13 protein-coding genes are annotated in these 12,788 nt (G+C 62.2%); 4 read left to right on the plus strand and 9 right to left on the minus strand.

What is annotated here, in order from left to right; translation table 11 throughout:
* Positions 1-33: 33 nt before the first annotated feature.
* Positions 34-1,323 carry a (Fe-S)-binding protein gene (locus MY494_RS07795; RefSeq protein ID WP_247909664.1) on the plus strand — a complete coding sequence of 430 codons (1,290 nt, stop codon included), beginning with the start codon at positions 34-36 and terminating at the stop codon, positions 1,321-1,323.
* Here the strand turns inward: MY494_RS07795 and MY494_RS07800 are convergent.
* Together MY494_RS07800 and MY494_RS07805 are read right to left on the minus strand one after the other, a co-directional pair.
* Positions 1,295-2,491, minus strand: coding sequence for a glycosyltransferase family 4 protein (locus tag MY494_RS07800; protein WP_247909665.1), 1,197 nt, complete (start codon positions 2,489-2,491; stop codon positions 1,295-1,297). The genes MY494_RS07795 and MY494_RS07800 overlap by 29 nt on opposite strands.
* Positions 2,482-3,750: a sugar transferase gene (locus MY494_RS07805; protein ID WP_247909666.1), complete on the minus strand. Its 1,269-nt coding sequence runs from the start codon at positions 3,748-3,750 to the stop codon at positions 2,482-2,484. Before MY494_RS07805 ends, MY494_RS07800 begins: the two co-directional genes overlap by 10 nt.
* 111 nt (positions 3,751-3,861) lie before the next feature.
* Here MY494_RS07805 and MY494_RS07810 point away from each other — a divergent pair, with 111 nt between their 5' ends.
* Positions 3,862-5,169 carry an APC family permease gene (locus MY494_RS07810; RefSeq protein WP_247909667.1) on the plus strand — a complete coding sequence of 436 codons (1,308 nt, stop codon included), beginning with the start codon at positions 3,862-3,864 and terminating at the stop codon, positions 5,167-5,169.
* On the opposite strand, the gene MY494_RS07815 is transcribed toward MY494_RS07810, so the two are convergent.
* Positions 5,153-6,496, minus strand: a complete 1,344-nt coding sequence (locus MY494_RS07815; RefSeq protein ID WP_247909668.1) for a four-carbon acid sugar kinase family protein — start codon at positions 6,494-6,496, stop codon at positions 5,153-5,155. The two genes, MY494_RS07810 and MY494_RS07815, sit on opposite strands and share 17 nt — an antisense overlap.
* A gap of 14 nt (positions 6,497-6,510) precedes the next feature.
* Here MY494_RS07815 and MY494_RS07820 point away from each other — a divergent pair, with 14 nt between their 5' ends.
* Positions 6,511-7,656 carry an FAD-binding oxidoreductase gene (locus tag MY494_RS07820; protein WP_247909669.1) on the plus strand — a complete coding sequence of 382 codons (1,146 nt, stop codon included), beginning with the start codon at positions 6,511-6,513 and terminating at the stop codon, positions 7,654-7,656.
* Here the strand turns inward: MY494_RS07820 and MY494_RS07825 are convergent.
* The 4 genes from MY494_RS07825 to MY494_RS07840 are packed head-to-tail and all read right to left on the minus strand — an operon-like array spanning position 7,642 to position 10,535.
* Positions 7,642-8,505: a galactose mutarotase gene (locus MY494_RS07825; protein WP_247909670.1), complete on the minus strand. Its 864-nt coding sequence runs from the start codon at positions 8,503-8,505 to the stop codon at positions 7,642-7,644. The genes MY494_RS07820 and MY494_RS07825 overlap by 15 nt on opposite strands.
* A gap of 11 nt (positions 8,506-8,516) precedes the next feature.
* Positions 8,517-9,227, minus strand: a complete 711-nt coding sequence (locus tag MY494_RS07830; RefSeq protein ID WP_247909671.1) for a glycosyltransferase family 2 protein — start codon at positions 9,225-9,227, stop codon at positions 8,517-8,519.
* 27 nt (positions 9,228-9,254) lie between these two features.
* A complete protein-coding gene (locus MY494_RS07835; RefSeq protein ID WP_247909672.1) occupies positions 9,255-9,650 on the minus strand; it encodes a GtrA family protein in 396 nt (131 codons plus the stop codon).
* 9 nt (positions 9,651-9,659) lie between these two features.
* Entirely contained in the window at positions 9,660-10,535 is an 876-nt protein-coding gene (locus MY494_RS07840) for an alpha/beta fold hydrolase (protein ID WP_247909673.1), read from the minus strand.
* Between the two features lie 57 nt (positions 10,536-10,592).
* Between MY494_RS07840 and MY494_RS07845 the strand changes: the two genes are divergently transcribed.
* Positions 10,593-10,874, plus strand: coding sequence for a hypothetical protein (locus MY494_RS07845; protein WP_247909674.1), 282 nt, complete (start codon positions 10,593-10,595; stop codon positions 10,872-10,874).
* Here the strand turns inward: MY494_RS07845 and MY494_RS07850 are convergent.
* Positions 10,871-11,314: an RNA-binding protein gene (locus MY494_RS07850; RefSeq protein ID WP_247909676.1), complete on the minus strand. Its 444-nt coding sequence runs from the start codon at positions 11,312-11,314 to the stop codon at positions 10,871-10,873. The genes MY494_RS07845 and MY494_RS07850 overlap by 4 nt on opposite strands.
* A gap of 75 nt (positions 11,315-11,389) precedes the next feature.
* A complete protein-coding gene (gene argH, locus MY494_RS07855; RefSeq protein WP_247909677.1) occupies positions 11,390-12,784 on the minus strand; it encodes an argininosuccinate lyase in 1,395 nt (464 codons plus the stop codon).
* Positions 12,785-12,788: the final 4 nt, after the last annotated feature.

Here is a 12,788-nt window from a genome sequence, read left to right on the forward strand (position 1 = left end):
CCAAGTTCGATCGCGACGCGGAAGGTTACAGGGATGGGCTCAGCCGCTACCGATCCCTGCGTGCACTGTGGTTTCTGTTTACCCACCTGCGCGAGTTACCGCGTCTTCGGTACGGAGATGGACTCCCCACGGGGACGCATCCATGCCCTCAAAGCGATTGACAATGGAGAGCTCGCGCTCGATCAACAGGTCGCAGCTCATTTCGACACCTGCCTGGGCTGCCTCGCCTGCGTCAGCGCCTGTCCATCGGGTGTTCGCTACGACGAACTGATCGAAGAAACCCGGCCCAAGCTGAACGCTCCGGAACTCAGAAGTCCCTGGCAGCGGAGTTTCCGCAAGCTGTTGTTCTCCCTGCTGCCGTACCCCAACCGGCTGCGACCACTGCTCTTGCTGCTGCGGAGCTACAGCGGCTCGAGTCTTCAAGGCTGGATCAGGCGCAACCGCCTGCTGCGCGTGCTGGGGCCAGAAATCGAAGCGATGGACCGGTTGCTGCCCGAGCTGCCCAAGACCTCAGAAGCGGCGCCATTCCCCACTGTCGTGGCCGCCCAAGGAGCCAAACGCGGACGGGTGGCCTTGGTGCTTGGCTGCGTTCAACGGGTGTTTGACCCTGATGTGAACCAAGCCACCGTTGCTGTTCTCAGCGCCAATGGCTTTGAAGTGGTCATCCCTGAGGAACAGGGCTGCTGTGGAGCCGCCACCCATCACCAAGGAGAACTCGAGCAGACCAAAACGTTGGCGCGCGATCTGATTCAGTCGTTCAAGACCAGCGAACCCGTGGACGCCGTCCTGATCGCCGCCTCAGGCTGCGGACACACCCTGAAGCAGTACGGCCAAATCCTCGCTGGAGAAGCCCAGGCCTCCTTTGAAGCACCCGTCAAAGACGTCCACGAATTCCTCAGCGAAGTGGGCCTGGCGCCCTCCTTTACAGAGCAACTCACACCTCTGACCCATGCGGATGGATCCCCCGCCAGTGCGGAGAGACCGTTGGCGGTGGCCTTCCACGATGCCTGCCACATGATTCACGGGCAAGGGATCAAGGCCGAACCCAGACAGCTCCTGAAGGCCATCCCCCATCTCACTCTCAAAGAAGCGTTGGATGCAGGGGTCTGCTGCGGCAGTGCCGGCATCTACAACCTGGTGCAACCCGAGGCAGCCGCAGAATTGGGTCGGATGAAAGTCACGGATTTGGCGCAAACCGGCGCAGGCCTGGCCGCCAGCTCGAACATCGGCTGCACCCTTCAACTGCGTCAGCACGCCCCAGCAACGCTCGAAGTCCTGCACCCAATGCAGCTGCTCAGCCGCAGTTTTCGGGCAAGCCCTTGAGCTGTTTCAGTACCTGCCCCACCAACTGCTGAGGATGGGGCAAATGCTCCACGCTCGGACGCGCAACAGCCGAAGAGGTGCAGAGCTCAGCAATGGCCTGGGCGAAATCGGCGGCATCACCGCTGCGATGGACCCGGCCGCGTTCGGAGGGTTCCACCAGATCAACAGAGGAGCCCACCTTGTCGCTGCAAACCACATTCAGCCCAAATTGCTGAGCCTCATTGACCACCAATCCCCAGGTCTCCCCTTGGATCGAGGGCAGCACCAAGGTGTCCGCTAGCGCATAAAAGCGACCGAGTTTCTGCTGATTTTGAAAACCCAGCCCGTGCCAGCGACCAGGGATCACAGCCTCCAGTTCAGTCTCCAGGGCTGCTCTCAGCTCGCCGTCTCCAACCACGACAACCACGATCGAATGCAATCGAGGGTCTGCTTTTAAGTGCGCCAGGGCCTGGGGCAGCAGCAAAGGATTTTTGACTGGGCTGATCTTGCCGACGTACAGCAACACATGGTCCTCGGGCTGAATCTGCAGCTCGCGGCGAAGTTGCTGACGCTGCGGCTTCCATTGGGCCACCTGCGCCGCAAAGAAATCCACATCGACCGCATAGCGAGCCAGGCTCTGCTTTTCGAGGGGAATGCCTAAGCGCACGTAGTGCTGCTGCGAGCGGGTGCCGATCGGGAAGACGTGGCGAAAGAGTCCATACCAACGCTTCAAGACCCGATCACGCACCAAGCGCTTCATCCCCGAGCGCTCAAGGGCATGGTCGGTCGTTTCAGCCCGCAGCCAAAGCGTCTGTCTGGCCTGGGCCAACAGAAGGGTGGTGAACTGAATGAACCGCGGGGAGTAGCTAAAGACCAACACTGCATCGGGCTGAAACGCCTGGATCTGCGCTGCTGCTTGGCGGGCAATGGGCCAGGCACCGCTGATGGAGCTCAGGGCCTGCAAGGGCGCCCTGCTGGCAAAGCTCGAGGGAAAGCCTTCGATTGGATTGCTATCCCAGGCAAAAGTCACCCCGAAATCAGGATCTGCGCTGGCCTCTAAGCCGTGGTCGCAGCCGTAAACCACCAGCAACTCCACCTCAGGGTCAGCAGCCAAACCTTGAAAGATCGGTTTGAAGTACTGGATGGGATGGGTGACCAGCGCCGCCAGTCGACGCTTCGTTACCGCCATTGGATCAAACCCAGCAGAGATTTCGCCAGCAAGCTGGAACCCGCACGGAACAAGATCCAGAGGTCAAGGGCCGCCGATCCCCGGGCTAGGTAATACAGATCCCGGCCCAATTCCCAACGCAAGGCATCGACCTCCTGGGGTGCAGGGCCCGAGATACGACCCCAGCCGGTCATCCCAGGCTTGATCAAGAGCCTGAGCTCAAAACTCTCATCCAAGTCACACAAATGGTTCTGCTGCTCGGGGCTCACCGGCCTAGGGCCCACCAGACTCATCTCACCCCCCAGAACATTGAGAACTTGAGGAAGCGCAGCCAAGCCTGTGCGCTCCAGCCAGCGGGAACCACCCAAGCGCCACTGACCGAAGACCTGGCCATCAATGCCAGCGCAGGGAGATTGCACCATCGCAACCTTGGGACTCAGACGGGTGAGGACCAGAAGCGTGGCCAAGGCGGGTAAGGCTGCGCTGGCCAAGAGAAGGTCCACTAAGCGCTTGAGCCGGAAGCGCTGGGGTGAACGGGGACCGGACAGGCGCTCCAGCTGTTCCGTCCAATCCAACTGTTGCAGCAGGCCTGGCGGGTAGCGCTTCAAGTGATGCAAAGCCCATTCCGCCAGAGGGCGAATCACCACCCCCTGGCGTTGCCAGCGGAGCAGTACCTCCTGGTCTTCAGCGATCACCGAGCCACGGCCAACGGCGACGCCTTGGAGCTTGAGCAACTCAGGCAGAAAATCAGGGATCGGGGCAGCACCAGACAGGGGCCGCCATTCCACGGCCGCCGGCACATCGCAGCCTCCGTGCTCCAGCTCCTGGGACAACACCCGTCGTTCTTGTTTCTCAGCCAACACCAACCAACGCTGCTGGGGCTGCCAAAAATGACTACTGCCTTGAAGGCCATGCAGGAGCAAGAGGCTGCAGCCACCGCTCAACAGCACTGGAATCAGGAAGCCGCGGCCAATGGACGCATCCAGGCTGAGGCCCGACACCACGTAGCTGACCACAAGGATCAAAACAACGGCGACGCAGGCGGCGAGATAACGATTGAAGTGGTCTTGAACCGTCAGGGTGCGGCGGGCGAGGCCGGCATAGGCGCCAAGCAACCACTGCAGAAAGACCAACAGTGGAATGACAATCAGCGGCCCTTTGCTGATCTCCGGCTCCACGCCAAAGCGGAGCTGGTGAAATCCCACCCAAAGGGCGACGATCAAACCGGCGTCCAGGCCAGCCCAAGCCAGCGGTTTCGGCAGCTGCACTCTGCTTGGCATCGCCGGATCCTAGGTGTGGCGCCAAGCCAAGTTTTCTTGACGCTTGCTGGATCTGGTCCACATTGAACGTAAGGCGCTGACCAGCCTGGTTCGCGCAATCGGTATTGAGGTTTGAACGAATCCGGCCGCCTGCTGAAGGTGCTTGGCGTGGGCTTTGGACTCGCGGGCTCCATCGGCGGAACCATCGGTGCAGGTATCCTGCGGATCCCAGGGTTGGTGGCGGAGCAACTGCCCTCCCAACCGCTGATTCTCTGGATCTGGGTGCTGGGAGCCTCCTACGCCCTGCTGGGCGCCGTCTGCGTGGCTGAACTAGCGGCGGCCCTGCCGAAAGCAGGTGGCTGGTACGTCTACGCCGAAGAGGCATTTGGGCGCCGTGCGGGATTTTTGGTGGGCTGGAGCGACTGGATCGCGCACTGCATCGGCCTGGCCTGGGTGGTCACGACCCTGGGGGACTACCTCGCCCCTCTCTTGCCCGTCAGCAGCGCTTGGATCGCCGTCGGAATCCTGGCGCTCTTCACCCTGATCCAATGGCCAGGCGTGCGCTCAGGGGGAGCCAGCCAAGAGTTTCTAAGCCTGATCAAGGCCCTGATCTTTGCGGCCTTGGTGGTGACCTGCTTCGCGCTGCCGCTACCAAACCGCGTGGAAGCACCCGCCAGCTTCATCCCGCCTGATGTGAACTTATTCGTGCCGGTGGTGCTAGCCCTGCAGGCCGTGATCACGACCTACGACGGCTGGGCTTGTCCGATTTACTTCGCTGAAGAATTCAGTTCGCCCAGCCGGGACTTGCCGCGCTCGCTGATCGGAGGCGTGCTGGCCGTCGCAGGGCTCTACTTACTGATCAATGCCGCCCTGCTGCATGTGCTGCCCATCCCAGTGCTGGCGGAATCAAGCCTGCCCGCGGCCACAGCGGCCGAACGCCTTGTGGGGCCGTTTGGCGGGACGGTGATCACCGCCGTGGCCTTGATCTCCCTGCTAGGGGTGACCAACACGGTGGCCATGGCTGCCCCACGCATCCTGTTTGGCCTCGGTCGCGACGGGCTGATGCCCTCCTTCACAGCCGAGGTCAATGCCGGAGGGACCCCAGTCAATGCCCTGCTGATCACCTCCCTCTGCAGCGCCTTGCTGGTGGTCAGTGGTTCCTTTGAAAGTCTTCTGGGCATGGGGGCCTTCCTCTACGTGGGACTGCCCCTCTGCGGATTTGTCACCTTGATGGTGTTGCGGCAGCGCCAACCGGAGCTGGATCGGCCCTTTCGCTGCTGGGCCTACCCCCTGACGCCGATCCTGGTGGCAACGGTCTCGCTGGCATTTCTGCTCGCGGCCCTCTGGAGCGATTCGGTGAACAGCCTCTGGGCCCTTGCGCTGGTCGCCGCCGGTGGCCTGGCCTCGGAAGCCAGCCAACGGCTCAGGGCTGCTGCATGAGTTGCCAGGCCTGACGCAAGCTCAGCGCATCACCCAAATTGCCAGGGAAGGTGATCACCGGCAGACCACCAGGTGTCAGCACCAGCGATAAACCAGCGAACAGCTGACCCTGAAGCTCCACCCAAGGCGCCTCCAGGCCCGACTCCAGCAGCGTATGGGTCGTGATTCCCCCTTTGCTGATCAGATAACCCAGCTGGGGTGCCAGTACTGCTGCCAGCCGGGCCATCAGCTGCGCCAGCGCGATGCCAAGCTCCCGGCGTTCGGCAGGGCTCGAACAATGAAGCTCGCCGCGGCTGGTGAAGACAACGGGTGTCAGGCCCTGGCTGATGACCGTTTCGATCTGCTGCCGCCAGGACTGCTCAAGGCTGGCCAGCAATCGAGCCGGTTCAGGCCCGCTGATGACACGGGCCACTTTGCGGACGTCAAGCTCGATGCCGGCACAAGCCGGCTCAGCCAACAGGCTGGTTAGTTGTGCATCGGCCAAGGGCACATGGGAGCCCACCAGCACCAAGCCAGGCATCCAGTCGCCACTGGGCTGCCGCCGCCTGAGACCGGCCAAGCCAGAGGCAGAAAGCGGCTGGGGCGGCAACGGCACGAGCCCATTGATCAAGCTGGCGGCGGACTGCAGGGCGAAACGCTGCCCCTGACGCGCACAGGCCCAAATCGCCTCACCAAGGGCCTTCAACTGCTCGGGCTGCTCGGCATCGACACAGGCCGTCACTGCCGGAGGCAAAGCAGAGAGCCGTGCCTGCAAGGCACCGGGGCCTGCCTCCAAGTCCGAGAGACCGATGCGCTCCACCGCCGCGGCTGGGATCTGACCGGAAGTCTTCTCCTCCACCCAATCCGGCAGATAACTACTGGAAAAGCCGAACAGACGATCCTGAGCAAAGGCTGTGGTGTGAACCGGTTCCCCATGCAGCAAGTGCATGCCGTCCTTGGTGGTGCGCCCCCCTGGCAAAAACGCGGGGGCCAGCAAGGTGGCGGAGAAAGGACCCAGCTCCTGCTCGATCACCTGGAGCTCCAGCGGAAAGTGACCGCGCAGGGTTGAGTCCCCGCGACTGACGACTAACCAGCGATCAATCATTCCCGCCGCCTGAGCTTCCACCAAGGCGGGTTTCAGGGCCTGACAAAGGCTCCGAACACGCTGCTCGGCCGCCCTGGGATCCAGCGCCCGCGTGTTGGCTAGCAAAAAGAGCAGCGGTGAGGGGTGAGCCAGTGCTTGTCGCAGGCTGTCCTCGTCCCAACGCAGCAACAAGGGACAGCTGTGCACCGTCTGCGATCCCGTCGGATCGTCATCGAGGACCAGGACCTTGATCCGCTCAGCCATGGCACCATCGTGCCGTGATCAGCCCTGACCGCAGCGAACTCCAAGATCTGGTGCGTCAGTGGCACCAGCAGGCCCTGCCGTGGACTCCGGCGGGCACAGGCACCAGGCTGCATTGGGGTGCGCCGCTTGAGCAGCCGCAGCTCTTGACCACCAACAAGCTGAACCGGCTGATTCACCATTCCAGCGGCGACTACACCGTGACCGTTGAAGCCGGCCTGCCCCTGATCGAACTGCAGGCCGCCCTGGCGGAAAGCAAGCAGTGGCTCGCCGTCGATTGGCCCTGGGGGAGCGGGACCGATGGAGGCCAGAGCGGAACCATCGGTGGGCTTGTCGCCCGTGGCATGGCCGGTGGCTTTCGGCAGCGCTACCTCGGGATCCGCGATCAAGTGATCGGTCTGGAGGTGATGCGGGCGGACGGCACCGAGGCCAAAGCGGGTGGCCAAGTGGTGAAAAACGTGGCCGGCTACGACTTGATGCGGCTCTTCTGCGGCAGTTGGGGCAGCCTTGGACTGATCACCCAGGTCACCCTGCGCACCTTCCCTAAACAGCCGCACCGCGCTGGCTTGCTCTTCCAAGGAGAGCTCAAGGCTTTGGAGTCGATGCGACAGGCCTGCCTACGGGCCGATCTGATGCCGCAACGGCTGGATTGGAGGACGACCGAAGGACAACCCAGCCTCCTGTTGGGGCTGGTGAGCATCAGCCAAAGCGCAGTAGAGGCACAACTGCAGGAGCTCCGCAGACACGCGACGACCCTCGGACTCGAAGCGATGAGCCTGGACCCTGATTCACTCCAGGAGCTCGAGTGCACAGGCCGTGCTGCGGGGGCTCAACTCAAGAAGGAACGCTGGCTGATGCGCATTGGCCTACCCCCGGCTCAAGCGCATGCCTTACTCGAAGAGCCCGGCATCCAGCTCAACCTGGCCGCGGGGATCGGCCAAGGGATGGGCTGGGCTGATCCCGAGGACCTTCCCGCCCACAAGGTCCAGACGCTGAGCGAGCGCTGCCAGTCCATGGGTGGTCAGTTGACTCTCCTGCAGCAGCCGTCTTCACGCGGCCTGACGCACTGGCCTACACGGGCCAACCACGGCTTGGTGGCAGCGATCAAGCGGGAGTTTGATCCCCTGCAACAGCTCGCCCGAGGGCGACTACCCGGCGTCTGAGCAGACGTAGCGGCAACGCAGCTGCATCGTCTGTCCAGGCTCAAGCTCCAGGCGGCGATCACCCGTCGCCAGGGAACCCCGCGGCGCTGTCCAGGGCTCGAGACAAACCATAGCTCGGGGTGGTTCAGTCCAAACCACCGCCAAATCCAGGGGAGCGGTGAGTTCAAGGGTGACGGTCTGGCCCGAACCAGCATCAGCAAGGCGAACCGCGTCACCCGTGGGATCAGCGAGGAGGTCCACCCCCTCCGAGAGCTTGGCTAACTGATCGGCCGTTGAAGAGGGAGCCATCTGGTGGTGGTCCAAACAGGTCTCGGGTAAGCCCTCCAAGCTGGCGGCTGGCAACGAGCTCACAGCGAAATAGGGATGCAAGCCGAGCGAGAACGGCATGGTGCCTTCGCTGACATGCACGTGTTCAACCGTGGCCAGAATCTCAAGGGCCAAAGGTTCCAGCCGGTAATCCAGGCTCAAACGAAACGCGAAGGGAAACGCCGCAAGCGTTTGGGGATTGGACTCCAAGACCAAACGAATCCCTGAGCCATCGCTCAACGGCTGCAGTTGCCAAGGCAGGTCCCTGGCAAAACCGTGTTGCGCAAGCGTGTAGCTGCCTTGCGGGAGATCGAGCCGGTTCCCGGGAAGATTCCCGCAGATCGGGAACAGCACGGGAATGCCGCCGCGGACACTTTTGGCGGGGTCTGAAAAACGCTCCGCATCGAAATAGAGACGCTCCTCACCACCACTGACCCAACCGGTCACCAGGCCACCCCGCTCAGGAACAACCCGAAGCTGATCGCCATTGGCAGCCGTGAAACAGTGATGCGGATACGGCCCTTCGGCAGCTTGCAGACCCATGGTCTCGAGCGTCAGCGTGCCCAGAGGTTGTACTTGAGAATGCACCACACGGCACGAACACCGTCTTTCCAGCCGATCTTCTTGCCTTCGTCGTAGGTGCGCCCGTAATAGGAAATACCGACCTCATAAATGCGGCAGCGACGCTTCGCCACCTTGGCCGTGATCTCTGGCTCAAAGCCGAAACGCTTCTCACGAATCGGAATGGATTGAATAATTTCCGTACGGAATGCCTTATAGCAAGTCTCCATATCCGTGAGATTTAAATCGGTCAACATATTGCTCATCAACGTCAAGAATCCATTCCCCATGCGGTGCCAGAAATAGACCACACGATGGGGAGCCGCCCCCTGGAAACGACTGCCAAACACCACATCCGCCTTGCCCTCAACAATCGGACCAATCACAAGCGGATATTCGTTGGGGTCGTATTCGAGATCGGCATCTTGAACAATGCAGATCTGACCCTGAGCCGCAGCAAAACCGGTGGCGAGTGCTGCCCCTTTTCCCTTATTGCGCTCATGAAGCAGCACAGTCAGGTCAGGCGCACTCAAGCCTTTTAACAACTCACGGGTGCCATCACTGGAACCATCGTCCACAACGATGAGCTGCTTAGACGCCACGGGAGCCTGACGCACCCGCTCGATCAAGTCCAGGATCGTGGCAACTTCATTGAAGCAAGGAATGACAACCGAAAGCAGGGGACGCGTGCTCTCGGTTTGCATTGCCTCGATTCCCCTGCTCAATTCGATCTACTTCAGCACAGGCTCAACGGCTGGCTGGCGGAAAACCACCAGCTTTTGAACCGTGTAAGACAGCGCCGCGAGCACAGGAATCAGCAGCAACGCCGCCAAATTCCGTGAGAGCCCCCAACGGGCTAACACGCTGATCCCGGCCCAGTTGCACCACCAAAGGCAGAGGGCCATGACCGCATAGGACATCGCAGAGCGTTTCTGCAAGCGCTCCACCCGAAACACCCGCTTGCCATACAGAACAAATCCCAGCCCCACGTTCAGGAGCTGACTGAGGAACGTGGCCAAGCCCGTGCCCATCACCAACAGCAGGCCCTGGAGCGCCACGTTCGTCGCCAAGACGTTCAGGGCGCCGTAGCCCAAAAAACGCCGCTTCCGTCCCGAACCCTTGAGCATCGCCGCAGCCTAAGGGAGCTGCTCCAACCACTCCAACAGGGCTGCATTCACCTGGCGTGGGACTTCGTCATGGGGACAGTGGCCGGCCTGAAGCACCACCTCCTGGGTGCCCTGCGGGGCATGGCGCTGGAACGCGCCCCGACGACCGGCCGCGTTAATCCAGGGGTCACGGATGCCCCATAGCAACAAGAGCGGCGACTGAAGCTCAGCAAAGAGCTCATCGAGGGGCTGGCCCCGAGGAATATCAAAGACCGTTCGAAAGACCCCAAAGGCTCCAGGATCCCGGGACGGGGCCAGGATCGATTCCACCAGTTCGTCATCGACGTTGGTGCGATCGATATAGACCTGGTTCAAGGTCCGGCGCACATTCCCTGGGCGACGCATGTTTTCAAACAACAGGCGCTGCAGGATGGGGCTCTTCAGCAGTGCTGAGCCGACGGTGCGGCGGGTAATCGCACCCCAACCCTTTGGCTCCCCCTGTTCATCGGAGAAGGGCCCGGCCGCATTTAGCAGCACAACCCCCGCGCTGTCCTGGCCCAAAGCCGCCCCTGCTGCCAGGGCTGCATAGCCGCCCAGTGAATTGCCAACGGTCACCGTCGGCCGGCCAATGCGCTCCCTGACGTAGCTGACCAACTGATCGCGCCAAAGGGCACCGCCATACTTGGGACCCGCTGGCTTGGCGCTGCGTCCAAAACCCAACAGATCCAGGGCATGGACCTCGTAGTGCTCCTGCAGCGCTGGAATATTGAAGCGCCAGTGATCGGTTGAGGCCCCGAAGCCGTGCACCAACAGCAACGCCGGTTTCTCAGCAGCGGCTGGCTCCAGCGGACCCTTCTGCAGGCAATGGATGGGGTACCCCTGAAAGTGCCAGGTCGAAGCAGTCACGGGGGTCAGCTGGAGAAGCGCGATGCTAAGGAGATCCCCTGCTCCGGTTGCGCTCTCGTGATCTCCGACTGGCTACTCACGAGTTGGAGCCTATGGCTGCCGGGGACAGCCCTCTGGGCCGTCAGCGCGTACATCCCCCTCAGTGGACGCCTGCTGGATGAGGAGGACGCAGCCGCGATAACCACCCTCAAGCTCAGCGGTTGCCTTGCTCTGGCGTTGGTGATGGGCTTCGGCATCAACCTTGGCCTGGGCTTCAGCCTGGGCCCCAGCTGGGGCACCAGCCTTGGTGTCGTCGTCGCGCTCTACGCCCTGTTTTGGGGCGTCATCGCCCAGGACTAATCGCCCTGATAGCTACTGCGGCGACGGCGCGTCCTGCCTTCGCCAAAGGAATCATTCTGACTGCCATAGCTGCGGTCTTCCCAACCCTGGGCTCCGGAGGGACGATCGACCCGAGGAGCGGGTGCGGGGTTGCTGTCATAGCCGCCGCCATAGACACCAACACGGCGCGGGGCACCGCCACCTCCGCCACCTCCGCCAGAACGCGGTTCAGCTTTGTTGATGCGGAGGGGACGGCCCATCAGCTCAGCCCCTTGCAGGGCTTCGATCGCGCGATCTTCACTGTCGGGATCGACAAGTTCGACAAAGGCGAATCCGCGCTTCCGGCCGGTGTCCCGCTCTAAAGGAAGGGAGCAATTGGCGACGTCGCCAAAGGGGACAAACAACTCAGCGACGTCCTCTTGCTCTGCGCGAAAAGGGAGGTTGCCAACAAAAATGCTCACAGGCCGTCCGGGCCGATTCGGCGTTGATTCAGCACTCGAACCCTAGACCGGCTGAAGCCATTTGAACGGGTTGGCTCAATGCGGGAGCCGCCCTTTGGCTCGCTCCAGTTGAAGCCGAACCTGATCAAAGGCCGTCCCCCCTTCACTGCGTCGGGCAGCGACCACCTGACGCGGATGAATGGCGTCAAAGATGTCGGCCTCGAAGGCAGCGTGCAGCTCCTGCCAACGCTCCAGCGGCAGCTCTCGCAACAGGACCCCCTCCTGCAGACAGGTTTTGACGAGGCCGCCCACCAATTGATAAGCCTCCCGGAAGGGGACACCTTTACCGACCAGGTAATCCGCCACATCCGTGGCGTTGGAAAAGTCACTCTCCACCGCCTGCTCCAGACGCTGCGGACGAAACTCGAGCCCCTCCTCAAACAAGATCGCCATCGCCTCCAGGCAAGCCAGGGTCGTGGCCACGGCATCAAAGAGGGCCTCCTTGTCCTCCTGGAAATCCTTGTTGTAGGCCAGGGGCAAGCCCTTGATCATCACCAGCAGACCCTGCAGGTGACCAAACACACGCCCGCACTTGCCCCGCACCAATTCGGGAACATCGGGGTTTTTCTTCTGGGGCATCAGGCTGCTGCCGGTGGCGCAGCGATCCGTGAGGCTGACGAAGCGAAACTCCTCGCTGGCCCAGAGGATCACCTCCTCGCTGAGGCGGCTCAGATGCACCATTACCAAGCTGGCGGCCGCACTGAACTCCACCGCAAAGTCGCGGTCACTCACCGCATCGAGGCTGTTGGCATAGACCTCGTCAAAACCCAAGGCCGCCGCCGTCTGACGCCGATCGATCGGCACTGGAGTCCCCGCCAGGGCCGCGGCCCCTAGCGGACAAATGTTGACCCGTTTGCGCAGATCCGTCAGGCGACCGCGATCCCGCTCCGCCATCTCCACATAGGCCAGCAGGTGATGGGCCAGACAGATGGGCTGGGCCCGCTGCAGGTGGGTGTAACCCGGGATCATCACCTCAGCGTGGGCATCGGCCTGGGCAAGCAGCGCCCGCTCGAAGCGCACCAAAGCGCCATCGATCGCATCGATCTGCCCCCGCAGCCAGAGCCGCAAATCCGTACCCACCTGGTCATTGCGGGAGCGACCGGTGTGGAGCTTTTTGCCCAGGGGCCCCAGGATCGCGATCAGCCTTCTCTCGACGGCGAAGTGAACGTCCTCATCCTCGAGACCAGGGTGGAACTGGCCAGCGGCCGCCTCCGCTCGGACCTGCTCCAGACCACCCACCAGCTGCTCAGCCTCCTCGGCCGTGATCACCCCGGTGCTGCCCAACATCCGGGCATGGGCGATCGATCCATCCAGGTCCTGCTGTAGCAGGGTGATGTCAAAACCGATCGAGGCGTTGAAACGCTCAATCGCGGGATGCAGACCCTGCTCAAAGCGCTGACTCCAGGTGGAGGAAGAGGAATCAACGGCCATCGGG

It is taken from the genome of Synechococcus sp. A10-1-5-1, from assembly GCF_023115425.1.
GTDB lineage: Bacteria > Cyanobacteriota > Cyanobacteriia > PCC-6307 > Cyanobiaceae > Vulcanococcus.